Here is a 21,991-nt window from a genome sequence, read left to right as displayed (position 1 = left end):
CGGCCGAACACCACGAGGTCGATCAGCGAGTTCGAGCCCAGACGGTTCGCGCCATGCACGGACACGCAGGCCGCTTCGCCCACCGCCATCAGGCCGGGCACGACCTGGTCGGGATTGCCGCCGACCTTGGTGAGCACTTCGCCATGATAGTTCGTCGGGATGCCGCCCATATTGTAGTGGACGGTCGGGATCACCGGGATCGGCTCCTTGGTCACATCCACGCCGGCGAAGATTTTCGCGCTTTCTGAAATGCCCGGCAGGCGCTGGGCCAGAATGGCCGGATCAAGGTGGTCAAGGTGCAGGTGGATATGGTCGCCATGCTCGCCGACGCCGCGGCCTTCGCGGATCTCCATGGTCATGGAGCGCGAGACCACGTCACGGGAGGCGAGGTCCTTGGCGTTCGGGGCATAGCGCTCCATGAAGCGCTCGCCCTTGGAGTTGGTCAGATAGCCGCCCTCGCCGCGTGCGCCCTCGGTGATCAGGCAGCCTGCGCCGTAAATGCCGGTGGGGTGGAACTGGACGAATTCCATGTCCTGCAGCGGCAGACCCGCGCGCAGCACCATGGCGTTGCCGTCGCCCGTGCAGGTGTGCGCGGAGGTGGCGGAGAAATAGGCGCGGCCATAGCCGCCGGTCGCCAGAATGGTCTTCTGGGCGCGGAAGCGGTGCAGGGTGCCGTCGTCGAGTTTCCAGGCGGTGACGCCTCGGCAGGCGCCGTCCTCATCCATGATCAGGTCGAGCACGAAATACTCGATGAAGAACTCGGTCGCATGGCGCAGGGACTGGCCGTACAGCGTATGCAGGATGGCGTGACCGGTGCGGTCGGCGGCGGCGCAGGTGCGCTGCACCGGGCCTTCGCCGAAATTGCGGGTCATGCCGCCAAAGGCGCGCTGATAGATCTTGCCATCTTCCGTCCGGGAGAACGGCACGCCCCAGTGCTCAAGCTCGTACACGGCTTTCGGCGCGTGGCGGCAGAGATATTCGATGGAGTCCTGGTCGCCCAGCCAGTCCGACCCCTTCACGGTGTCGTACATGTGCCAGCGCCAGTCATCCTCGCCCATATTGCCCAGCGAGGCGGAAATGCCGCCCTGGGCTGCGACGGTGTGCGAGCGGGTGGGGAAAACCTTCGAGATGCAGGCCGTCTTCAGGCCTTCCTGGGCGGCGCCCAGGGCGGCGCGGAGGCCGGAGCCGCCTGCGCCCACGACAACAACGTCAAAGGTATGGTCGGTCCATTCATATGCGGACATTCAAGTCGTCCTTCTCAGCTTGCAATCGCCAGCACGGCGTACAGGGCGGCGACCCACAGACCTGCGCAGATCAGCGTGTTCGCGATCAGCAGCAGGGCTTTAGACATAGGTTTGTGGATGTAGTCCTCAATGACGACCTGAAGACCCAGGCGCATATGATAAAGCGCCGCGGTGAGCGTCAGGAGCGTCAGGATCGCGCCATAGGGCGAACCCACGAAAGCATAGGCGCTGGCGTAATCGGCGCCCGGCAGGCTGGCGACGGCCCAGACAAAGAGCGGAACCAGGATCACAAGGGCCAGGGCGGAGACGCGCTGGGCGATGAAGTGACCCACGCCGGACTTGGCGGAGCCCAGGCCGCGAGCCTTGGCGAGGGGGGTGCGGAAATCAGCCATCAGATCAGCCCTCCGGACAGAAGCCAGATCGCCACGGTGACGAGGATGGAGGCGATGATGATCGCCATGGAGGCGGTGTTGGCGAATTTGGGTTCAAAGCCCTTGCCCGCATCCCACACCAGATGGCGCACGCCATTGATGAGGTGATAGATCAGGGACAGGGTGAAGAGGAACAGCACCAGCTTGACCAGCAGGCCGAGCGGGCCGGCCATCAGCGCTTCGAAGGCCCCGTAAGCGTCCGGGCCGGCGGCCAGAAGCACCAGCCAGAGGGTCAGGAAGATGGCGCCGATATAATTGCCGACGCCGGTAGCGCGGTGAAAAATGGACGACGCCATGGTCGCGTGCCAGCGCCAGATTTCAAGGTGCGGAGAAATCGGTCGGGGATCGACAGATTGTTTGGCCATGGAAGGGCCCCCACTAAATTAAATCATTAGCCCCGTCAGCTCGGAACTCGGGCGTGACAATAATCCGCACCGGGTTAACGTCAACGCACACCAAAGTGTGGATTGCTGCTGTGTTTGCAAACGGTTCTCAGTTGCGCGCCTCTCGCGGCGACTGGACTTGATCTGCGAGCGTGGCGACTGGGGAGGTCACATGTCTGAAATGAAGCGCGTCATGATCACGGGCGCATCCACGGGAATCGGCTATGCGAGCGCCAAGTATCTGGCGGACAAGGGCTGGCGGGTTTATGCCGGGGTCCGGAAACCCGAAGACGCCGAGCGTCTGAGCGCCGAGCTGGGCGCGTCTGTGTATCCGGTTCTCTGCGATGTCACCGATGCAGGCATAATAAAATCAGCCGCTGAGCAGGTGCAAAATGACCTGCAAGGTCAGACGCTCGACGGGCTGGTGAACAATGCCGGAATCGCCGTTGCGGGCCCGCTCCTTCACTTGCCGCCCGAAGAGATGACCCGACAACTCGATGTGAATGTCACGGGTCAGTTGCGGGTGACCCAGGCGTTCGCCCCGCTCATGGGCGCGCGTGCGGATTTTGACGGACAGCCGGGCCGGATCGTCAACATCTCCTCGGTGGCGGGATTTCACGCCATGCCGATCCTGACGCCCTATGCCTGTTCGAAATTCGCGCTCGAAGCCTTCACCGAAGGCCTGCGCCGGGAACTGATGCTCTATGGGATCGATGTGGTGGCGATCAATCCGGGCCCGATCAAGACGCCGATCTGGGACAAGGCGCAGGAACTCGACCCCGAGCAGTACGGCCAGACCGACTTCATCAAGGCGATCCATCGGCTATTGAAGTTCACACTGAAGAGCGCCGAGAACGGCCTGCCGCCTGTCCGTGTCGCTCAGGCGGTTCATGCGGCTCTGACCGACGCGAAACCCAGGCTCAACACCGTGGTCACGCCAACGCCGATGCAGAGCCTGATGCTCAAGATCCTGCCGTCCCGCATGGCGGACCGGATGATCGCCAAGCAATTGGGTTTGCTGCGCCGGTGAGCCTGTCCAAACGGTAACTGGCGCCGCCGCACTCCGCCCTTTCTTATGGCGACAGGCTAACGGGGGAGGGCTTGATGGCTCTGGGAATGATTGCGGCTCTGGCGCTGCAGGCGGCCAGTCCGGAACTGGCGTATACGCTGACCATTGAAGAGGCGGCGGATGGGCCGGAAATCCACGTCCATGTGGCGTTTCTGGGTGATGAGGATGGCGAGACGATCCTGGGCCTGCCCAGCTTCTGGGGCGGCGAGGATGAGCTCTGGACCGGCATAACCGGTTTGAGCGCCAGCGGGGAGGACGCGGTCCTGACGCCCGGCGACAGCCCGGAAAGCTGGACCCTCACCCATGCGCCGGGGGCGGCGATTGCCCTTGATTATCAGGTGATCCAGGATCGTGAGGGCGCGCCCAGCGCCGCGGCGGATGATTCCTATCGCCCCTTCGTGCAGCCTGACTTCGTCCACCTGATCGGCAATACCTTTGTCATCCTGCCCGATAACAGCCGCGAGGATGAGACGATCTCGTTTGCGTTCAATGCGCCGGACGGCTGGGCGCTGGCGTCTGATCTCGAGCACGGCGTGGCGGATGTGGATGCGCTGATGGCGAGTGTCATCGTCGCGGGCGATTTTCGGGTGATGACCCAGGAGATCAGCGGTGCGCCGGTGCGGGTCGCCGTGCGGGGCGCGCTGGAGATCGATGACCAGACCCTGATGGACAATCTCGCCCATGTGATCGAGGCCAATCTTGAGTATTGGGACGCTTCGGGCGAACCCTATCTTGTTACCGTGCTGCCGCTCGAGGCGGAGCCGGACTGGATCAGCATTGGCGGCACCAATCTGGCGGACAGTTTCGCCATGTTCATCACGACGAATGCCGAGATCGACACCGTCAAACGCATCCTCGCCCATGAACACACCCATACCTGGAATGTGAAGCGCCTGGGCGGCCCGCTGGAAGGTGAGGCGGAGGAGCCGGCAGGCTACTGGTTCTCCGAAGGCTTCACGGATTTCCTGACCACTCGCGCCGGCGTGCGCGGCGGCAGCTTCACGGCCGAGCAGGGCGTGGCGCAATGGAATGAATTCCTGCGCGATTACGCCAGCTCGCCGGTGAGGACCGCGTCCAATGACGCCATTCTGGACGGTTTCTGGACCAATCCGGACATCCAGCGACTGCCCTATCTGCGGGGTCAGGTGTTTGCGGCGCTGGCGGATGCCCGAATTCGGGAAGAGACCGATGGCGCGCAGGATCTCGATGATGTCATGCACGCCATGCTCGACAGCGCCGAAGATGGCCCGGCCCCGTCCCGCTTCATCGAGGTGGCCCAAGCCGTGACGGGCGTCGATCTGAGCCATCTGCATCAGCAACACATCATGGATGGCGAGATGATCTGGCTGCCTGAAGAGGCCTTTGGCGGCTGCGGCCCGGTCGAGACACAGGACGAGCCGGTCTTCGTCTATGGCTTCACGCTGGGCGAGAATGAAAACGGCGAGCGGATCATCACCGCGGTCGAGCCGGGCTCGAGTGCGGAAGCGGCCGGCTTCGAGCCGGGCATGTTCATGGTCCAGCGCGTGGGCGGCGCCTATGGCGACGCCAGCGTGGAAAGCGTCATGCGCATCCGCACCGTTGAGGGCGAGGAGCGCGACATCGCCTATTGGCCCACCAATGGCGAGGTGCTGCGAGTCCAGCAGATCGCCTATTCCGGCGATGAGGCGGCTTGCCGCGCCGCGCTCGCAGGCTTGAACTGAACCACGAGGGGCGACACTCTCTCCCCTATACAAAGGGGAGAGAGTTCGCTCATGCGTATTGCCTTGGCGTCCATCACTGCGCTGGCCCTGGCCGCGCCGGCCTTCGCCACGCCGGTCGAGGACTTCCGTGATCTGATCGCGGACTATGAAGCCTTCAACGCCGAGCGCAATCTGGGCGCCCGCGCCCGGGCGGGCGATCTCGAGGCCGCCGCCTCCTGGCCGGATATGAGCATTGAGGCGATCGAGCGCTGGGATGAAGGCATGGCGGGGTTTGACGCCCGCATCGACGCCATCGAACCCAATGATCTTCCCGCTGATGAGCAGGCCAATTACGCCGTGCTCGCCTATGAGCTGGACAGCGCGGTCGCCGTCCCGTCCATGACCACGGCGATGATCCCGTTCACCAATGACAGCGGCTTTCACACCACCGCCAGCTTCGCCGCTCTGACCACACGCGTGCGCACGGTGGAGGAGGCCGAAGCGTGGATCGAAAAGCTCAACGCCCTGCCTGAATACTTGGCCGAGCAGCAGGCCTGGCTGGAGCGCGGCATCGAGACCGGCTTCACCCAGCCGCGCGCCATCCTGCAAGGCGTCGCCGACCAGATCGAGGCGCAGATCACCCCCGCCGAGGAGAGCGAGCTGCTCACCCCGATCCGCAATCTGCCCGAGACCCTCCCGGCGTCAGAGCGCGAGCGCCTGATGGCTGAAGCCGTCGATGCGGTCGAGACGGAAGCGCTTCCGGCGCTGCGTGAGCTGCACGCTTTCTTCACACAGACCTATATGCCCGCCGCGCGCGACAGCTTGGGCGCGCGCTCCCTGCCGGGCGGAGATGAGTTCTATCGGGCGCTGGTGCGCCAGCACACCACGCTCGATATGACGCCCGAAGAGGTGCATCAGCGCGGACAGGCCGAAGTGGCTCGCATCCGTGCGGACATGGAAGCGGTGATCGCCGAGACCGGGTTTGAAGGCAGTTTCGCCGACTTCCTCGTCTTCCTGCGCACCGATCCGCAGTTCTACGCCGAAAGCGAGCGCGAACTGATGATGGCGGCGTCCTATTTCGCCAAGCAGGCGGATGACCAGATGCCGCGCTTCTTCCATCATCTGCCGCGTCTGAGCTATGGCGTGCGGCCCGTGCCCGCCGCCATCGCGCCCAATTACACCACCGCGCGCTACTGGCCCGGCGACGCCGAGCAGGGGATTGCCGGCGGCTATATGGTCAACACCTATCGGCTCGACCAGCGCCCGCTCTATGAGCTGCCCGCGCTGACGGTGCACGAGGCGGTTCCCGGCCACCACCACCAGATCGCCATCGCGCAAGAGCTTGAAAACGTGCCGGACTTCCGCACCCAGGGCTATATCACCGCCTTTGGCGAGGGCTGGGCGCTCTATACCGAGTTCCTCGGTCAGGACATGGGCATCTATGAAACGCCCTATCAGCATTTCGGTCGTCTGACCTATGAGATGTGGCGCGCCTGCCGCCTCGTCGCGGACACCGGCATCCACTGGTATGGCTGGAGCCGGGACGAGGCCGAGGCCTGCTTCCTTGAGAACTCGGCGCTGAGCCCGCTCAACATCACCAATGAGGTCAGCCGTTATATCAGCTGGCCCGGACAGGCGCTGGCCTACAAGACCGGCGAATTGCTGATCCGCGAACTGCGTTCGGATGCGGAAGACGAGCTCGGCGAAAGCTTCGACCTCGCCGCCTTCCACGATCATGTCCTTGATGAAGGCGCGGTGCCGCTCGGCTATCTCGAAACCAAGATGCGCGCCTGGATCGCGGATCAGGCGCAATAAGGCTGACCAGGCTTGGGCGACACTGTCGCTCAAGCCTTATCGCCGCGCGGTGACCATACTCGCTTTCATCCGGCAAGGGCGAAGGCGGAACGGATGCGGTCACCTCGAAAAGAACCCTCCGAGCTGCGCGATCGCATCCATGACGGCGTCATCGCGATACGCAATGAAGCTGAGTACGCCGAGGCGATCGAGCTGGTGAACTCCGGGCTGGCCTTCGTGATCGATGTGGTCGAGCCCTTCAGGCTCACCCGGACCGCAGGCTGGTTCCTGCGCTCGGCCTGGCTGACGTCCTCAAACGGCAGCTATATCGAGGATCAGGGCCTCTCAAGCGTCCAGCTCAAGGGATTGAGCACGGTCGTGGCGCTCTCCTTGCGCGTCCTGGGCCGGGGTCTCAATCAGGTCTTCGAAGGCCGGTTGGTCGCCGAGGCGGGCGCGGAATTGCCCACTGTCCTGCTGGTGCAGAAGGGCGGGTTGAGCGTGCCGGCCGGGACAGATTTCCTGCTCAGCCAGGGCCTCGACGCCACTCCCCGGGGCGAACTGCTGATCGGCGGCGTGCTCCGGGTCGCCCAGCCTGTCGGTTTGCGGGAGGCGCGGCTGATCCTGTGCCCGGACGGGGTCCAGCCCTGCGCCATTCATCAGAGCGTGATCGCCGAGCATGGATCCGTTATTGCAATGACGCCGGGCGGGCGCGCCTATGTGGAGAGCCTGACCCTGAAGGACGACAGCCGCCTTGAATGTCTGGAAGGCCGGGCGCGTCTGGAGAGTGACAGCGCGATCGTGCTGGGCTCAAGCCAGGCCGATGCGCCGGCCCGCATGCGCGGGGTGGATGCCGCTGCTGTGCATCTCGGACCGGGCGGCGTCTATGAGTGTCGGGGTCATGGCGAATGGGCGGGGGTCCCGGCCCGTCTGGACAGGCTGAGGAATGAGGGCGGCGTGGTGGAGCTGGAAGGCGATGCCCGTCTGATCTGCGAGCATTTCCAGCAAAGCGCGGGCGAGATCCGGTTCGAGCTGAGCGATCCGCATGCGCCGCCGCCGCGTCTGATCCTTGAGGAGCACGCCGTGATGACCGGAGGGCGCGTGGTGGTGTCGGGGCCCGGCGTGCTGTCGGAACCGCCGCGCGAGCGGCGTTTTCTTCCCCTTGTCGAGGTGCGGCGTGAGGCGCCCATGCTGACCCGCCTGATGGAGCGCGCCTGGATCACGGGGTTTCCCGAGGGCGTGCTGACCGGGTTCGAGCTTGTCGACAACCGCACGCTGGGACTGGTCATCGCGCCGCGCTAGCCGGACTCAGACGCCTTCTTCCTTCGCCAGCGTGTCCGTATGACCTTGGCGGTAGAGGTGGATTTCCCGCCCCAGCCGGATCATGGGCTTGGCCGTGAAAAACAGCGAACCGATGACGAAGAGCCAGATCGCCGCCGTTTCTGTCTCCGCCCAGAAAAACAGGCTCGATCCCACAAGAAAAGACAGGGCGGCGGCCACATCAACCAGCGTGAACCCGATCTCGTAAAGGGCATAGATTCGCTTGCCGGCGTCGCTGTCGATCTGGTTGTCGGGGTGAAAGAGATAGGTCAAAGGCGTCTCCCGCAATTAGGCCTGAGAGCCTAACGCACAGCCGGGGCGGTTTGCTCCCGGCGTGTGCGCCCTAGACCTCGCGAAGCGGGTAGGCCTCAAGGGTCGTCTCGTCAAAGGGCGCGCGCCCCAGCCAGTCGAGCGCTTCATCGAGCGTGTCGAAGATCCGGATCAGCAGGCTCTGATCGGTTTCGGGAAAGAAAAGCGGCCAGATTTCCACAAGAAGCTTCAAACTGGCTGGCGCGGCGACGAAGGCGGAGCGGAGCTGATGGGTGATGTCGCGTTCTTGCAAGGTGCGTTGACGCTCTATGGCATGGGCGACGATGTTGTTGTGATCGATCTGAACATCGATCTCTTCGTCAAACAGATGGATGAGATCGTAATGGGCCGGAAAGTCGAGGGCCCTGAGCACGTGCAGGTTCTGGTTGAGATCGTACTGGGAGAGCGTGTCCTTCCAGTGAAAGACCGCCAGGCGCTGGCCATGATCGAGGCGAGTGGTGAATGTCATGCGCTTGGGCCGCCGTGGGCTGATTCAGCCCGATTGTCAGGATGTTGTGATCTACGCCTCGCGCTCGATACTACAACGAAAGCGCGAAAGAAAAACCCCGATGAATTGGTTCTTCGGTCATGCCGGCTGGGCCTAGAGGGGCTGAACCGGAAAGTCTTCAAGCGCCGCCACGTCGAACGGTTCCCGCTCCAGCCAGGCCAGCGCCTCTTCCAGCGTATCGAAGAACCGGATCAGCAGGCTTCCATCCGTCTCGGGAAAGAAGAGCGGCCAGAGATCCAGCAACGCTTTCAGCGCCGGCGGCACAGCGACAAAGGCGGACCGGAGCTGTCGACCAGGCTCACGCTCGATCAGGGTGCGCTGGCGTTCGATTGCATGCGAGACGATGGAGTCGTGATTGATCTCGACCCGTATGTCCTCATCGAAGAGATTGAGAATGTCGTAATCGGAGGGGAAGTCGGGATCCCTGAAGAGCCTGAGGGCCTGGCTCAGCTCTTCCTGCGACAGCTTTTCCTTACCGTGGAACACGACAAGGCGTTGGGCATGATCAAGGCGTGTGGTGAAAGTCATGTCAGTGCGCCGTGTGATGCCCCGTCTGTCGGTCGAGAATATGGAAATAACTTTCGCCATGGCGATTGCCAGTCGCCTCGGCCTGAAAAAACCCCGGCGGATGGCTCCGCCGGGGTTTGTTTCGTCAGAGACGCCAGAGCGTCTTACGCCATGGCGCGTTGACGCAGAACGTAGTGCAGGATGCCGCCATTGTTGACGTAATCGAGCTCGTTCTCGGTATCGATCCGGGCCAGAAGCTGGGTGGTCTTCTTGGAGCCGTCCTCGAAGGTGATCTCAAGCGTCACTTCGCTGCGCGGCTTGATGCCTTCAATACCCTTCAGCGAGACGGTTTCCTTGCCGGTCAGGCCCAGCGAGGTCCAGCTTTCACCGTTCTGGAACTGCAGCGGAACCACGCCCATGCCCACGAGGTTGGAGCGGTGGATGCGCTCGAAGCTCTCGCAGATCACGGCTTTGACGCCCAGAAGACGGGTGCCTTTCGCCGCCCAGTCGCGCGACGAGCCAGTGCCGTATTCCTTGCCGCCGAAGACGACGAGCGGGGTGTCCGCATCGGCGTACTTCATGGCTGCGTCATAGATCGGCATTTCCTCGCCGGACGGCTGCAGCTTGGTGACGCCGCCTTCCACGCCCGGAACCATCTGGTTCTTGATGCGGATGTTGGCGAAGGTGCCGCGCATCATCACTTCATGGTTGCCGCGACGCGCGCCGTAGGAGTTGAACTCCCGCGGCTCGACGCCTTTTTCCTGCAGGTACAGACCCGCCGGGCTGTCCGCCTTGATCGAACCGGCCGGGGAAATGTGGTCGGTCGTGATCGAGTCGCCGAACAGGCCCAGGATGCGCGCGCCGTCGATGTCTTTGGGCGGGGTCACATCGGTGGTCATGCCGGTGAAGAAGGGCGGGTTGGCCACATAAGTGGATTCCGGCCAGTCATAGGTCAGGCCGCCGGAGGTCTCGATGCCCTGCCACATGGCGTCGCCCTTGAAGACGTCGGCATAGCGCTTGGCGAACATTTCCGGCGTCACCGCAGAGCGCACCGCTTCGGCGATCTCGGCGGAGGTCGGCCAGATGTCCTTCAGATAGACCGGGTTGCCGTCGGCATCCTCGCCGATCGGATCCTCGGCGACATTGATGTTCATGGTGCCAGCGATGGCGTAGGCGACCACCAGCGGCGGGCTGGCGAGATAGTTCGCACGCACATCCGGGCTCACACGGCCTTCGAAGTTGCGGTTGCCCGACAGCACCGAGGTCGCGACGAGGTCACCGTCCTTGATGGCCTTGGAGATCGGCGCCGGCAGCGGGCCGGAGTTGCCGATACAGGTGGTGCAGCCATAGCCCACGAGGTTGAAGCCGAGGGCGTCGAGATCGTCCTGCAGGCCGGCTTTCTCCAGATAGTCGGTGACCACCTGGGAGCCCGGCGCCAGCGAGGTTTTCACCCACGGCTTGACCTTCAGGCCTTTCTTGAGCGCGTTGCGCGCGACAAGACCGGCGCCCAGCATCACGGACGGGTTGGAGGTGTTGGTGCACGAGGTGATCGCGGCGATCACCACATCGCCATGGCCGATGGAGAAGTCTTCGCCGTCCACGTCAACGCGCTTGCCCGCTTCCTCGGCCTTCTTGAACTCGTCCTTGAGAACATTGGCGAAGGCGTCGGCGGCGGTGTTGAGCGCCACGCGGTCCTGCGGGCGTTTCGGACCGGCCAGCGACGGCACGACGGTGGAGAGGTCGAGCTCCAGCGTGTCGGTGTAGACCGGATCATCCTTGCGCTCGGGGCGGAACATGCCCTGGGCCTTGGAGTACTCCTCGACAAGCTGCACGCGGCCCTCTTCGCGGCCGGTGGCGCGCAGATAGTCCAGCGCCTCGTTGTCGACCGGGAAGAAGCCGCAGGTCGCGCCGTATTCGGGCGCCATGTTGGCGATGGTGGCTGCGTCTTCCAGCGACAGATTGTCGATGCCGGCGCCGAAGAATTCGACGAACTTTCCGACAACGCCTTTTTTACGGAGCATTTCCACGACGGTCAGCACGAGGTCGGTGGCGGTTGCGCCTTCGGGCAGCTTGCCGGTCAGCTTGAAGCCCACGACTTCGGGGATCAGCATGGAGACCGGCTGGCCCAGCATGGCCGCTTCGGCTTCGATGCCGCCCACGCCCCAGCCCAGAACGGCGAGGCCGTTGACCATGGTGGTGTGGGAGTCGGTGCCGACGAGGGTGTCCGGATAGGCGTAGGTGACGCCGTCTTCTTCCTTGGTCCACACGGTCTGCGCCAGGTTTTCAAGGTTCACCTGGTGGCAGATGCCGGTGCCCGGCGGGACGACGCGGAAATTGTCAAATGCGCTCGAACCCCATTTGAGGAACTTGTAGCGCTCGCCATTGCGCTCGTATTCGCGCTCGACGTTCTTGGCGAAGCTGTCGCCCTTGCCGAAATAGTCCACCATCACGGAGTGGTCGATCACGAGGTCGACCGGCACCAGCGGGTTCACCGATTTCGGGTCGCCGCCGAGCGAGGTGGTGGCGTCGCGCATCGCGGCGAGGTCCACAACGGCCGGAACGCCGGTGAAGTCCTGCATCAGCACGCGGGCCGGACGGTAGGCGATCTCGTGATCGGACTTGCCGGTCTTGGTCCAGGCGGCGATGGCTTCAATGTCTTGTTTGGTGACGGTGCGGCCGTCTTCAAAGCGCAGCAGGTTCTCAAGAAGAACCTTCAGCGTATAGGGCAGCTTGGAGACGCCATCGAGGCCGTTCTTCTCCGCCTCTTTCAGGTCGAAATAGGTGTAGGTCTTGCCCGCGACCGTCATTTCGCGACGGCACTTGAAGCTGTCCAATGAAGCCATGTTTGGTCCTCGTTGTCGGGCCGGACCGCCGCAAGTGAGAGGGTGCAGGCGGAACCGGGCGGAGTATCGTGCGCGATCACACGACGGAAAGGTTTCGCGCGGGTTTTAATACTGTCTGCGCTGCACCGCAATGCAGCCGAAGGCCGTAAGCGGTTCAAACGCATTTATCGCAACGCATTCGCAGGGCGGAGGTTGCGGTCTGACGGCATGGCGATGGAGGAGGCGGATGCGTGATCAGGCCCGGGAGGCCTGATCCACCTCGACAATGACGCTGGCGAGATCGTCGATGATCTCTTCAAAATCGAGCAGCAGGGTGATGAAGTTCACATGGATCCCGTTCTGGTCGGTCATGAAGGAGCGCTGGAGCTTGTGATTGAAGAATGTCCCGAGATTGTTCTTCAGGATCGTGAAATCGCTGTAGAAGCATTCCACGATGCGCAGATGCTTGGGGTCGAGATTCCGGTCATGCAGCATGTGCCGTTTCTGCTCGTAGGTTTCGAGCTCCATCGTGCCTTGCCGGTCCATGTAGGACAGATACAGGTTCTCGAGCTGACGCAGGAATTCGCGCTGGAAGATGCCGATGCGGTTGGCTGCGTTCTCTCCATTGCGGATCATCTCGATGATCGCCAGCAGACTATCCCGCGTGAACTGGGAGAACCGGTAAAACTCGAGGGTCGTCTTCTTTAGGATTTTGATCTTGTTTTCCATGTCGATCAGGATTTCTGACGAACAGGCCGCGACCTTCTTCTCAAACCCCTTGGACAGTTTGACGTTGGCGCGGTCCACAAGATTGCTGATGTCGGAATAGATTTTCTCGACAATCTGGAAAGCGGAGGAAAAGTCCGGTCCGGCGAAATAGTAAATATGGCCGCCATGGCTGCTTTCGAAGCCGAAAGCGCCTGTGGTGCGCAGCGTCACGGAATAGATGTCACTCGATTGCATATCATCCCCCCGGATATGGCAAATCATGAGACGGCAGAGCCGGTTTAACTATTCGTTAACGGTAGCAACCGGGTGTTGTGCCGACAAGCATGGATTCGACGCATTTCGAGAAACCTGTTCCGGACATGCAGGGGGAGTGCGACATCTCAGCCTTGGACCCGTGCCCGAACTGCGGCTAAGTCTCAGCCCATGAGCACCGTCGCCTTCTCACCCTCCCCCATTGCAGTTTCCAGTCTGCGCCTCGAGCGTGGGGGAAAGACCCTGCTCACCGGGTTTTCTCTGAATGTGGAGCCGGGCGAGGCGCTGGTGCTGCTGGGCCCGAACGGGTCGGGCAAGACGACGCTGCTGCGGGCCATGGGCGGGCTGGTGCGGCCTGTGGCGGGCGAGATCTCGCTCGATCCGCAGTCGGTCGCCTTTCTCGGCCATGCCGACGCGCTCAAACCCTCCGAGACGGTCGAGCAATCCCTGGCCTTCTGGGCGCGGCTTTATGGAGGTGATCTCGAGACGCTGGATCAGGTGATGACCGAGATGGCGCTGGCGCATCTGGCGCGTCGGACTTGCGGCACGCTGTCAGCGGGGCAGAAACGGCGCACCGCGCTGGCGCGGATTGCGCTCTCCAACCGGTCGGTCTGGCTGCTCGATGAACCGGCCGCCCCGCTTGACGCGCGCTCGCGGGAGCGCCTGGCGCGGCTGGTGCGTCAGCATTGCGCGGCGGGCGGGATTGTCATCGCCGCCACCCATGTGGATCTGGGTTGGGCGGGCGCGCGGGTCGAGGATTTGCGTCCCGCCCCCACCAAGACCGCGGCGGGTGTGGGATGAGCGCGCTGGGAGCGATCTTCACGCGCGAACTTCGTCTGGCGTTTGCGGGCGGCGGCGGGCCGGCGGGACCGGCGGCATTCAATCTCGCCGCTCTGGCGCTCGCGCCGCTGGCCATTGGCCCGGATGCGGATACGCTTCAGGCGGCAGGGCCGGGCGTCATCGCGTTTGCCGCGCTGCTGGCGACCTTGCAGCCCGCCGAGCGTATCTTCAGCGAAGATGCGAGCGACGGCACGCTGGAGCTTTATGCGCTGTCACCCGTCGGACTGGCGCTGTCTGTATTCATGAAGACGCTGGCTTTCATCCTGGCGGTGTTCTGGACGACGCCCTTGCTGGCCTTCATTGGCGGGCTCGCCTACGGCATGGATGTGGGCTCGGCCTTTGTGCTGGCGCTGGGACTGGCGTTCGCGGCGCCGGGTCTCGCCTTCATCGCCGCCTTTGCGGGCGCGCTGGCGGCGGGGCTGAAGCGGGCGGGGCTGCTGATCGCCCTGATCGCGGCGCCCTTGCAAGTGCCGCTTCTGGTGTTCGCGGCGGGCGCAGGCCGGGCGGCGATGGACGGGACGGGGCTGGAAGGCCCCAATCTGATGATGGCGCTCGCGGGATCGCTGGCGGCGCTGGCGCTGGCGCCCTTCGGCGCGGCGGCGGCTTTGAGGGCGCGTCTTGAATAGGTTTCATGCGGCCCAGCGCCGCATCGGCTTGCCCGTTGGGGCCGGCCCGGCTAGGTGATCGGTTTATGTGGAGCTATTTCGCCAATCCTGAACGTTTCGACCGCCTTGCGCGCGCCCTGATCCCCTGGTGCTGGGGTGTCGCAGCGGCGCTGTTCGCCGTGGGTCTGCCTTGGGCGCTGTATTTCTCGCCCGGCGACTATCAGCAGTCCGATACGGTTCGGATCATGTATGTGCATGTGCCGGCGGCCTGGCTCGCCATGTTCGCCTATGCGGGGCTGGGCGGGGCGAGTTTTGTCTATTTCATCTGGCGGCATAACCTCGCCGATCTCGCCGCCCGCGCCATTGCGCCGGCGGGCGCGGTGTTCGCCTTCATCTGCCTGGCGACTGGATCGCTCTGGGGCCGTCCCATGTGGGGCGCCTGGTGGGTGTGGGATGCGCGCCTGACCTCGATGCTGGTGCTGTTCTTGCTCTATCTGGGATACATGGCCCTGCGCGGCGCCATCGAGGACGAGAAGCTGTCCGCCCGTGCGGGAGCCATCCTCGCCATGGCGGGATTGATCAATCTGCCGGTGATCAAGTTCTCCGTGGACTGGTGGAACACCCTGCATCAGGGCGCCAGCGTCTTCCGGTTCGATGGCCCCACGATTGACGCCTCCCAGCTCTGGCCGCTGGCGATCATGGCGCTCGGCTTCACCGTGCTCTATCTCGCCCTCGTGCTGACCCAGATGCGCGCCATGATGATGGAGCGCCGGGCCGAAGCGCTGGAACGCCGCCGCGAGCGGCGTCTGGAACTGGAGGCGGAGCTGTGAGCGCCCTCATCGATTTCCTCTCCATGGACGGTTACGCGGTCTATGTCTGGGTGTCTTACGGGCTCAGCCTTCTGGGCAGCGTCGGGCTTGTGGTCATGGCGGTGAGCCGTCGCCGCGCGGCCAGCGCCCGTCTGGCGCGTCTTGAAGCGCAGGAAGCCGCCCTGAAGCCCGGCGCCGCCTTGAACGCCGACGAGGATGCGGCATGAAGAACATCATGACCTGGTTCCCGGTGATGGCGGTCGGCCTGTTGCTGGCCATTTTCGCCATTGCGCTTCTGCGTCCGTCCGAGGGCGGCGGCGATCCGATCATCGGTCAACGCGTCAGTGATCTCGACCTGCCGCTCGAAGCGGTGAGCTTCGCCGAGACAGGGTATGATCCGCAGACGGTGGAAGGCCCCTATCTGCTGAATGTGTGGGCGAGCTGGTGTCCGCCCTGCCGGATCGAACATCCCTATCTTGAGTTCATGTCCGATCAGGGCGTGCCGATCTACGGCATCGTCTACAAGGATGACGAAGCGGATACCGCACAGTTCCTCAACCAGCTGGGCGACCCGTTCACCGGGCTGGCGGCCGACCCTGAAGGACGCGCCGGGTTCGAGCTGGGCGTCACCGGTCCGCCGGAAACCTTCATCGTGGATGCTGACGGGATCATTCGCGCCCGCTGGCGTGGCGCGGTGACCGATATCGTCTGGATACAGCGCATGGCCGGACCCTGGGCCGCGGCGGGCGGTCAGCCGATTGACTGGAGCGCGGCGGAGTAAGCGGTCGGACCGTCCTACTCGGCGGCGGCCTTCTTCTTCTTTTTCTTCTTTTTCTTGTCGCCGCCCTTGGCCTTCGCCTTGGCGGCCTTCTCGGCGAGCTTGGCCTTCTTGGCCTCTTCCTTCGCCGCTTCCGCACCCAGCTCGGAGGCGCGGGCGATGCGGTTGAGCGCTTCGACAAAGCTCGCGCGCTTGTTCTTGGGCAGGGCCGTCAGGATGGCTTCGTCTGCGGCCTTCGCGCCCGCGATGACCGTGGCGTGCAGCTTGCGACCTTCCTCGGTGAAGCGGACGGCGTTCGCGCGGGCGTCCCCCGGCGCCTTTTCCCGAACCAGCAGGCCCTTGGCCGCCATGCGGGAAACCAGTTCGGCCAGTGTCGAGCGGTCAATCCCGGTCGATTGCACCAGCTGGGTCTGGGTGAGCCCTTCCTGGTCATGAACGGCGCAGAGCACGGCGAATTGCCGTTGAGTGATCTGAACGCCGCCGGTGGCTTCGGAAAACTGTTCCGCAGCGAATTGCTGGGCGCGGTGCATGAGATGCCCGGGCGAAGCGTTGAGGTCGAAATCGAGTGCGTCAGCCATATTTCACCCTCCGGCGACGGAACAAAACAACCATAGCCGGGTTTGACGACGTTTCAATAACAAGTCCTTCCTGATACGGATTGGGGCAAACAAACGCCTAATGATGCAAGGGTTTCGCCATGAATGCGCAAGAGCCTGATTTCCATCACGTCGTCCCTGAGGACGATGATCGCGAACGGCGCGTCTGTCGGACCTGCGGGTTCATTGACTACGTCAATCCGAAGATTGTGGCGGGCGTGGTGGCGATCTCGGAGGATGGCCGCGTGCTGATGTGTCGGCGGGCGATCGAGCCGCGCTCGGGCTTCTGGACCCTGCCTGCCGGATATATGGAAGAAGGCGAAAGCGTTGAGGACGCCGCCCGCCGCGAGGCGTATGAGGAGGCGTGCGCCAGGCTGGAGCTGGAGGGGGTTCTGGCGATCTATTCCGTCCCCCGCATTTCCCAGGTCCAGATCTTCTTCCGCGCACGGTTGAGCGATCCATCCATTGCGGCCGGACCGGAAAGCCGGGAGGTTGCGCTGTACGAGTGGGAGGCGCTGCCGCTGCCGGATCTCGCCTTCCCCAGCGTGAAATGGGCGCTGGATGACTTCCGCGCCGGGCATGGGCGCGAGCTGCCGCCCGCCATGCGCACCCAGGGCCCGGACTTCAAGCCGCTCTAGACGCGTCAGGCGGACTTCAGGGTCATCTGGTCAAGCCGGGCGCCCAGCTGATCGAGATTGACGGGCTTGGGCAGGCAGTCCGCCGCGCCTTTCTCCCGCATGCGCTGGGCCGTCCCGGAGGTGACGTCAGCCGTCACGATGACCACGGGCATGTCCGGATAGACGGCGTTGAAATGGACCAGCAAATCCTCGCCTGACAGGCCCGGCATGTGCAGATCCAGCAGCACCGCGTCCGGATCCGTGTCGGTCTTGTCCATTTCAGCCAGCGCTTCGGCGCTGCTTGAGGCCTGGAGCACGCGCCATCCGGCGCCTTCCAGATACGACGTGAGCAGATTGCGGTTGGTGGCGTTGTCCTCGACCACGAGGGCGGTGCGCTCGGGATGGGCCCGTTGCGCGGCGGCAGACGCCCTGCTCGCATCGGACGGACCCGGGTGCGCCGCGTCCGCAGGTTTCACCGGGCGATGGGGCAGACGGACCCAGAACCGGCTGCCGGCGTTCAGCTCGCTCTCCACGCCGATATCGCCGCCGGCCAGGACAGCAATCTCCTGCGCGATGGTCAGGCCGAGCCCGGCCCCTTCATGCTGGCGACCCACGCTGTCATCAAGCTGGCTGAAACGCTCGAAGATGGATTTGACCTGGTCGGGGGCGATGCCGGGACCGGTGTCGGACACGCTCAGCTCCATCTGGCCGGTCTCCAGGACGCGGCCGCTGATCGCGATCGCGCCGACATCGGTGAACTTGACCGCGTTGCCGGCGAAATTGGTCAGGATCTGCAGCACACGAGTCGGATCGCCTGCAACGAGGGCTTCCAGTTCGGGGGCGATATCGAGTTCGACCGTGAGCTTCTTGCTCGCCGCCTGGCTGGCGATTGTATCTGCTGTGTTCCGCAGCAGGTCGGCGGGGCGATAGGGGGTGTCATCGAGTTCGAATTCGCCGGCTTCGATGCGGGAGATGTCCAGCACATCGTCGATCAGACCGCGAAGCGCGGTGCCCGAGGAATTGAGCATGCGAACATAATCGCGCTGCCGGTCGTCCAGCTCGGTTTGCTCGAGAAGCTGGGCCATGCCCATGACGCCGTTGAGCGGGGTCCGGATTTCATGGCTCATATTGGCCAGGAAGCGGGATTTGGCGGCGTTCGCCTTCTCGGCTTGCCTGTAGGCGTCCTTGATGCGGTGGCTGGCGTCGCCGAACCGCCGCGCGGCGATGAAGAAGTGCAACAGGAACAAGGTCGCGGCGATGAGGGCGAGCAAGTATTCGACATTCATCTCGCCATCGCGAAACAGCGCGCTCGCCGGCAGACCGAGCAGATACGCCGCCGCCGGTCCGCCTCCGCTCAGGGTCAGGGACAGGTTCTCGTTGGAGTGGACGGCGATATGGAACAAAGAGCCGCAGAGCAGCAAAAGCGCAATGGATTCGCCCGTCTGCCCCCAAGCCGTCCAAAGCCCGAGGCTGAGTGAGGAGTAAATGATGGAGGCGAGCAGCATGGACAGGTTCGCCGAGATCTTTTCCGGGCGGGTCACCGGTGCGGTGCGTGACTCATCCCTGAATTTGGAAGCGATCCAGTGGTCCAGACACTGTGAGGCGACCGCCAGCACGGCATAGCCCAGCGCGAAGAGCTTGAGACCTGCGAAAAACAGGACAAAAGCGCCAAACAGCGCGGTGCCGATACGCATGGGCAATTCGCGCGCGCGTTTTCTGGCGACGCTTTGATACGCATCGAGCGTGATGAGAGTGTCCATGGTCTGACCCCGGCGGAAACGCTCCTACAGGCTGCACTGAAAAGTCTTGCAACTTGGTGACGCTCCGCCAAAAGTCGTATGCGGTCAGAGCGCATCCAGGATTTGTTCCACCGGACGGCCCAGCGCGGCGCGCTCGCCCCGGATCAGGATCGGACGCTCGATCAGCTTGGGATTGTCCGCCATGGCCTGGATCAGGGCGTCTTCATCCTCGACGGATTTGAGGCCCAGTTCCTTGTAGACCTCTTCCTTGGTGCGCATCAGCTCGCGGGCGCTGGAGAGTCGCAGCTTGGAGATCACGGAGCGGATTTCATCCGGGGTCGGCGGCTCCTTGAGATACTCGCGAATGGTCGGGCGCATGCCGTGCTGTTCGAGCAGAGCCAGGGCCTCGCGTGATTTCGAGCAGCGCGGATTGTGCCAGTATTCCATATCTCACTCCTTGGTGTGCGCGGCGGCCAGGACAAGCCGGGCGGCGCGCAAGTGCATGTGTTCGACCATTCGGCCTTCAACCGGGACAGCGCCCTTGCCGGCATTGGCCGGGTCTGCAAAGGCGTCCACCACGGTCTGCGCCCAGGCCTGTTCGGCCTCCGAAGGGGTGTAGGCGCGGTGTACAGGATAGATCTGGGAGGGATGGATCAAGGTCTTGCCGTCAAATCCCAGGATGCGACCCTGGCGGGCTTCGGCTTCAAAACCGGCTTCGTCCCTGTAGGCGTTGTAAACCGCGTCCAGGACCGTCAGGCCCATGGCCCGAGCCGCCAGAACCAGGCGGGACAGATAGGGCGTCAGCGTTTGTCGTCTCTGATCATTCTCGGGAAGACGCAAGCCTTCGGCGAGGTCGTTGGAGCCCGCCACCAGCGCCTCCAGGCGATGAAGCCGGGCCTGCCGGGCGATCGCCTCCACATTCATCACCCCCAGCGGGGTCTCGATCATCGCCCAGACAGGGCCGGCATATCCGGCGTCATCCAGCCGCTTGCGCACGGCGCTGAGCTGGTCAGGCGTCTCGATCTTGGCGATCAGCACGGCATCCGGCGAAGCCGCGGCTGCAGTCTCGATGTCTGCGCCGAGTTCGGATGAGGCCGGCTCCGCTATGCGCAATACCGTGTACAGGTCTTCGGCCCGGAAGCCCGGGATGGCGGTCCTGGCGCTGGCGCGGGCTTCGCTTTTGCGCTCCGGCGCGACAGCGTCTTCAAGGTCGAGGATGATCGCATCCGCGCCCAGGCCGGCCGCCTTCTCCAGCGCGCGCAGCTTGTCGCCGGGCACGAACAGGACCGATCGCATAAGTCTTGCGTTCAGAAGTGTGTGAGAGGAATCGTCCATCATGAGGCAAAGGCATACATAAGGCGCATGGCTGACACCACTCCCCAGACGTCCGTTCTTGTCATCAGCTCGCTGGTCGCCACCAGCGAAGTGGGCGGCGGGGTGACGGCGCAGATGCTCGCGGCGCATACGATCAGACCCTGCCTCGTGCCGACGGTGATATTGGGTCGACACCCGGCGCTGGGCGCTCCCGGAGGCGGTCCTGTGACGACCGCGCTCATGGGGTCCGCCCTGGACGGAGTGAAGGCCAATGGCGCGCTAGAGGCCGTGGACGCCATCTTCACGGGCTATTTCCAGAACCCCGATCAGGTCCGCCTCGCGGCCGGGCTGATCGCGCAAGCGCGCGCCAGCCGTCCCGATCTCCTGGTCATGGTTGATCCGATCCTGGGCGATGGCGAGGCGGATGGCGGAGACGCCGGGCTTTATGTGAGCGCGCAGACGGCGGCCGCCATCCGGGATGAGCTGCTGCCGCTGGCGTCGGTGATCACGCCCAACCGGTTCGAGCTGGCCTGGCTCGCGCAGACGCCCGTGCACTCTCCGGAGCAGGCGGTGGAGGCCGCCCGAGGGCTTGCGCCGGTCGTCCTGTGCACCTCAGCGCCTGCAGATCTCAACGAGATCTCTGTCATCACGGTCACGGCGGATGACGCCTTCAGCGCCCGCATGCCGCGCCTTGAGCAGGCTCCGTTCGGCACGGGAGACGTGTTCGCGGCCAGCGCCCTGGCGGAGCGGTTGTCCGGCGCGCGCTGGCGAGATGCGGCGGCCCGGGCCATGGCGCGCATTTCTCATGTGCTCGACGAGACGCGTCTTGCCGGTGAAACACAGGATTTGCGACTGACGCGCGCGAGCCTGCAGACAGCCTTGCGCGCGCCCGCCCTGCGTCGGGTCGGTGCGCATCGCCCGGCCTGGGTGATGGGGCTGGATGGCTGCAAGGCCGGATGGGCCGGGGTGATGGTCGATCTCAACGGGATCGAGGCGCCGCGGCGCGCGGTGTTCGAGCGCTTCCAGGATGCCTATGACTGGGGCGCACAAGTGATCGCCGTGGACATGCCCATCGGCTTTGAGGAACATCCCTCCAGCCCGCCCGGGCGGGCATGTGAACGGCAGGCGCGTCAGCTTCTGGGCGCCCGGCGCAGCTCGGTCTTTCCTTCGCCCCTGCGCATCGCCTTGTCCGCCTCGGATTATGCGCAGGCGAACCAGCTCAATCGCGCCGCAGGCGGTCAGGGTCTGTCCAGGCAGGCGTTCAACCTGTTCCCCAAAATTCGTGAGATCGATGCGGTGATGACCCCGGATCTCTCACGCGGCGTGGTCTTCGAGACCCATCCCGAGGTCAGCTTCGCGGTCCTGTCCGGTGCGCCGGCGGTCCATCGCAAGAAGGCCCGCGCGGGTCGGCAGGAGCGGCTGGACCTCCTGATCCGTGAAGGCCTGCCCGAAGCGCTCTTCGAGCCCCATCCCTTCAAGTCGTCTCTCTGCGCGCCTGATGATCTGGTTGATGCGGGACTGTGTGTTCTGACGGCCCAGAGAATCGCGGCGGGAGAAGCGCGACGCCTGCCCGACAGCCCTCCGGAAGACGGTCAGGGCCTAATCATGGCCATTCACGCCTAGACGCGCGGTCCAAGCTTGAAACCCGA

General features: G+C 64.0%; 23 protein-coding genes. 11 read left to right on the top strand and 12 right to left on the bottom strand.

Annotated features, from left to right (window positions below):
- The 3 genes from sdhA to sdhC form a co-directional block, all read right to left on the bottom strand.
- Positions 1-1,244: succinate dehydrogenase flavoprotein subunit (gene sdhA / locus B2Z70_RS10045; RefSeq protein ID WP_292982971.1), on the bottom strand; the 1,244-nt coding region annotated here is incomplete at its 3' end.
- Between the two features lie 14 nt (positions 1,245-1,258).
- A complete protein-coding gene (gene sdhD / locus B2Z70_RS10040) occupies positions 1,259-1,636 on the bottom strand; it encodes a succinate dehydrogenase, hydrophobic membrane anchor protein (RefSeq protein ID WP_009802246.1) in 378 nt (125 codons plus the stop codon).
- The gene (sdhC, locus tag B2Z70_RS10035; protein ID WP_292982968.1) at positions 1,636-2,040 is read right to left on the bottom strand and encodes a succinate dehydrogenase, cytochrome b556 subunit; all 405 of its coding nucleotides are present in this window, start codon (positions 2,038-2,040) and stop codon (positions 1,636-1,638) included. The genes sdhD and sdhC overlap by 1 nt, the downstream gene beginning before the upstream one ends.
- A gap of 190 nt (positions 2,041-2,230) precedes the next feature.
- Between sdhC and B2Z70_RS10030 the strand changes: the two genes are divergently transcribed.
- From B2Z70_RS10030 to B2Z70_RS10015, 4 genes are all read left to right on the top strand, one after another.
- Entirely contained in the window at positions 2,231-3,088 is an 858-nt protein-coding gene (locus B2Z70_RS10030; RefSeq protein WP_292982966.1) for an SDR family oxidoreductase, read from the top strand.
- Positions 3,089-3,162: 74 nt separating this feature from the next.
- Positions 3,163-4,827 carry a M61 family metallopeptidase gene (locus B2Z70_RS10025; protein ID WP_292982964.1) on the top strand — a complete coding sequence of 555 codons (1,665 nt, stop codon included), beginning with the start codon at positions 3,163-3,165 and terminating at the stop codon, positions 4,825-4,827.
- Between the two features lie 51 nt (positions 4,828-4,878).
- Positions 4,879-6,621: a DUF885 domain-containing protein gene (locus tag B2Z70_RS10020; protein ID WP_292982962.1), complete on the top strand. Its 1,743-nt coding sequence runs from the start codon at positions 4,879-4,881 to the stop codon at positions 6,619-6,621.
- A gap of 93 nt (positions 6,622-6,714) precedes the next feature.
- On the top strand, positions 6,715-7,899 hold the full coding sequence (locus B2Z70_RS10015; RefSeq protein ID WP_292982960.1) for a hypothetical protein: 1,185 nt from the start codon (positions 6,715-6,717) through the stop codon (positions 7,897-7,899).
- A 6-nt stretch (positions 7,900-7,905) separates the two neighbouring features.
- Here the strand turns inward: B2Z70_RS10015 and B2Z70_RS10010 are convergent, their stop codons facing one another.
- The 5 genes from B2Z70_RS10010 to B2Z70_RS09990 form a co-directional block, all read right to left on the bottom strand.
- Positions 7,906-8,190 (bottom strand): YrhK family protein, encoded by a 285-nt coding sequence (locus tag B2Z70_RS10010; RefSeq protein ID WP_292982958.1) that lies wholly within the window; start codon positions 8,188-8,190, stop codon positions 7,906-7,908.
- A 70-nt stretch (positions 8,191-8,260) separates the two neighbouring features.
- Positions 8,261-8,695 carry a hypothetical protein gene (locus B2Z70_RS10005; RefSeq protein ID WP_292982956.1) on the bottom strand — a complete coding sequence of 145 codons (435 nt, stop codon included), beginning with the start codon at positions 8,693-8,695 and terminating at the stop codon, positions 8,261-8,263.
- A gap of 132 nt (positions 8,696-8,827) precedes the next feature.
- Entirely contained in the window at positions 8,828-9,262 is a 435-nt protein-coding gene (locus B2Z70_RS10000) for a hypothetical protein (protein ID WP_292982954.1), read from the bottom strand.
- 143 nt (positions 9,263-9,405) lie between these two features.
- Positions 9,406-12,084: an aconitate hydratase AcnA gene (acnA, locus tag B2Z70_RS09995; protein WP_292982952.1), complete on the bottom strand. Its 2,679-nt coding sequence runs from the start codon at positions 12,082-12,084 to the stop codon at positions 9,406-9,408.
- A 234-nt stretch (positions 12,085-12,318) separates the two neighbouring features.
- Entirely contained in the window at positions 12,319-13,026 is a 708-nt protein-coding gene (locus B2Z70_RS09990) for a hypothetical protein (RefSeq protein WP_009802236.1), read from the bottom strand.
- Between the two features lie 189 nt (positions 13,027-13,215).
- On the opposite strand from B2Z70_RS09990, the gene ccmA reads away from it, so the two are divergent.
- From ccmA to B2Z70_RS09965, 5 genes are all read left to right on the top strand, one after another.
- The gene (gene ccmA, locus B2Z70_RS09985; RefSeq protein WP_040612581.1) at positions 13,216-13,845 is read left to right on the top strand and encodes a heme ABC exporter ATP-binding protein CcmA; all 630 of its coding nucleotides are present in this window, start codon (positions 13,216-13,218) and stop codon (positions 13,843-13,845) included.
- Positions 13,842-14,510 carry a heme exporter protein CcmB gene (locus B2Z70_RS09980; protein ID WP_292982948.1) on the top strand — a complete coding sequence of 223 codons (669 nt, stop codon included), beginning with the start codon at positions 13,842-13,844 and terminating at the stop codon, positions 14,508-14,510. The genes ccmA and B2Z70_RS09980 overlap by 4 nt, the downstream gene beginning before the upstream one ends.
- Before the next feature lie 65 nt (positions 14,511-14,575).
- Positions 14,576-15,319, top strand: coding sequence for a heme ABC transporter permease (locus B2Z70_RS09975; RefSeq protein ID WP_292982946.1), 744 nt, complete (start codon positions 14,576-14,578; stop codon positions 15,317-15,319).
- The gene (ccmD, locus tag B2Z70_RS09970; RefSeq protein ID WP_009802232.1) at positions 15,316-15,525 is read left to right on the top strand and encodes a heme exporter protein CcmD; all 210 of its coding nucleotides are present in this window, start codon (positions 15,316-15,318) and stop codon (positions 15,523-15,525) included. Before B2Z70_RS09975 ends, ccmD begins: the two co-directional genes overlap by 4 nt.
- Before the next feature lie 8 nt (positions 15,526-15,533).
- A complete protein-coding gene (locus B2Z70_RS09965; protein WP_241760701.1) occupies positions 15,534-16,079 on the top strand; it encodes a DsbE family thiol:disulfide interchange protein in 546 nt (181 codons plus the stop codon).
- Between the two features lie 14 nt (positions 16,080-16,093).
- Here the strand turns inward: B2Z70_RS09965 and B2Z70_RS09960 are convergent, their stop codons facing one another.
- Entirely contained in the window at positions 16,094-16,654 is a 561-nt protein-coding gene (locus B2Z70_RS09960) for a MarR family winged helix-turn-helix transcriptional regulator (protein ID WP_292982943.1), read from the bottom strand.
- A gap of 119 nt (positions 16,655-16,773) precedes the next feature.
- Between B2Z70_RS09960 and B2Z70_RS09955 the strand changes: the two genes are divergently transcribed.
- Positions 16,774-17,310 carry an NUDIX hydrolase gene (locus tag B2Z70_RS09955; RefSeq protein WP_292982941.1) on the top strand — a complete coding sequence of 179 codons (537 nt, stop codon included), beginning with the start codon at positions 16,774-16,776 and terminating at the stop codon, positions 17,308-17,310.
- Positions 17,311-17,315: 5 nt separating this feature from the next.
- Here the strand turns inward: B2Z70_RS09955 and B2Z70_RS09950 are convergent, their stop codons facing one another.
- The 3 genes from B2Z70_RS09950 to B2Z70_RS09940 all read right to left on the bottom strand — a co-directional run bounded on the left by B2Z70_RS09950 (position 17,316) and on the right by B2Z70_RS09940 (position 20,324).
- Entirely contained in the window at positions 17,316-19,049 is a 1,734-nt protein-coding gene (locus tag B2Z70_RS09950) for an ATP-binding protein (RefSeq protein WP_292982939.1), read from the bottom strand.
- Between the two features lie 84 nt (positions 19,050-19,133).
- Positions 19,134-19,475 carry an arsenate reductase (glutaredoxin) gene (gene arsC, locus B2Z70_RS09945; protein ID WP_009802227.1) on the bottom strand — a complete coding sequence of 114 codons (342 nt, stop codon included), beginning with the start codon at positions 19,473-19,475 and terminating at the stop codon, positions 19,134-19,136.
- A gap of 3 nt (positions 19,476-19,478) precedes the next feature.
- Positions 19,479-20,324 carry an HpcH/HpaI aldolase/citrate lyase family protein gene (locus tag B2Z70_RS09940; protein ID WP_292982937.1) on the bottom strand — a complete coding sequence of 282 codons (846 nt, stop codon included), beginning with the start codon at positions 20,322-20,324 and terminating at the stop codon, positions 19,479-19,481.
- 66 nt (positions 20,325-20,390) lie between these two features.
- Between B2Z70_RS09940 and B2Z70_RS09935 the strand changes: the two genes are divergently transcribed.
- Positions 20,391-21,965: a PfkB family carbohydrate kinase gene (locus B2Z70_RS09935; protein ID WP_292982935.1), complete on the top strand. Its 1,575-nt coding sequence runs from the start codon at positions 20,391-20,393 to the stop codon at positions 21,963-21,965.
- The last annotated feature ends 26 nt before the right edge of the window (positions 21,966-21,991 follow it).

Origin of the sequence: Oceanicaulis sp. UBA6590 (genome assembly GCF_002433705.1) — a bacterium.
Taxonomy (GTDB): Bacteria; Pseudomonadota; Alphaproteobacteria; order Caulobacterales; family Maricaulaceae; genus Oceanicaulis.
Note: the sequence above shows the minus strand (reverse complement) of the source record. Positions and strands in the feature narration are given on the sequence as shown.

Coding starts and splice junctions, on each gene's coding strand:
- B2Z70_RS10015 (WP_292982960.1), top strand. CDS start 6,715: ATGCGGTCACCTCGAAAAGAACCCTCCGAGCTGCGCGATCGCATCCAT.
- B2Z70_RS10005 (WP_292982956.1), bottom strand. CDS start 8,695: ATGACATTCACCACTCGCCTCGATCATGGCCAGCGCCTGGCGGTCTTT.
- B2Z70_RS09965 (WP_241760701.1), top strand. CDS start 15,534: ATGACCTGGTTCCCGGTGATGGCGGTCGGCCTGTTGCTGGCCATTTTC.
- acnA (WP_292982952.1), bottom strand. CDS start 12,084: ATGGCTTCATTGGACAGCTTCAAGTGCCGTCGCGAAATGACGGTCGCG.
- B2Z70_RS09960 (WP_292982943.1), bottom strand. CDS start 16,654: ATGGCTGACGCACTCGATTTCGACCTCAACGCTTCGCCCGGGCATCTC.
- B2Z70_RS09950 (WP_292982939.1), bottom strand. CDS start 19,049: ATGGACACTCTCATCACGCTCGATGCGTATCAAAGCGTCGCCAGAAAA.
- B2Z70_RS10030 (WP_292982966.1), top strand. CDS start 2,231: ATGTCTGAAATGAAGCGCGTCATGATCACGGGCGCATCCACGGGAATC.
- arsC (WP_009802227.1), bottom strand. CDS start 19,475: ATGGAATACTGGCACAATCCGCGCTGCTCGAAATCACGCGAGGCCCTG.
- B2Z70_RS09980 (WP_292982948.1), top strand. CDS start 13,842: ATGAGCGCGCTGGGAGCGATCTTCACGCGCGAACTTCGTCTGGCGTTT.
- B2Z70_RS09975 (WP_292982946.1), top strand. CDS start 14,576: ATGTGGAGCTATTTCGCCAATCCTGAACGTTTCGACCGCCTTGCGCGC.
- B2Z70_RS09955 (WP_292982941.1), top strand. CDS start 16,774: ATGAATGCGCAAGAGCCTGATTTCCATCACGTCGTCCCTGAGGACGAT.
- ccmA (WP_040612581.1), top strand. CDS start 13,216: ATGAGCACCGTCGCCTTCTCACCCTCCCCCATTGCAGTTTCCAGTCTG.
- B2Z70_RS10025 (WP_292982964.1), top strand. CDS start 3,163: ATGGCTCTGGGAATGATTGCGGCTCTGGCGCTGCAGGCGGCCAGTCCG.
- sdhC (WP_292982968.1), bottom strand. CDS start 2,040: ATGGCCAAACAATCTGTCGATCCCCGACCGATTTCTCCGCACCTTGAA.
- B2Z70_RS10000 (WP_292982954.1), bottom strand. CDS start 9,262: ATGACTTTCACCACACGCCTTGATCATGCCCAACGCCTTGTCGTGTTC.
- B2Z70_RS09935 (WP_292982935.1), top strand. CDS start 20,391: ATGGCTGACACCACTCCCCAGACGTCCGTTCTTGTCATCAGCTCGCTG.
- sdhD (WP_009802246.1), bottom strand. CDS start 1,636: ATGGCTGATTTCCGCACCCCCCTCGCCAAGGCTCGCGGCCTGGGCTCC.
- B2Z70_RS09990 (WP_009802236.1), bottom strand. CDS start 13,026: ATGCAATCGAGTGACATCTATTCCGTGACGCTGCGCACCACAGGCGCT.
- B2Z70_RS10020 (WP_292982962.1), top strand. CDS start 4,879: ATGCGTATTGCCTTGGCGTCCATCACTGCGCTGGCCCTGGCCGCGCCG.
- B2Z70_RS09940 (WP_292982937.1), bottom strand. CDS start 20,324: ATGCGATCGGTCCTGTTCGTGCCCGGCGACAAGCTGCGCGCGCTGGAG.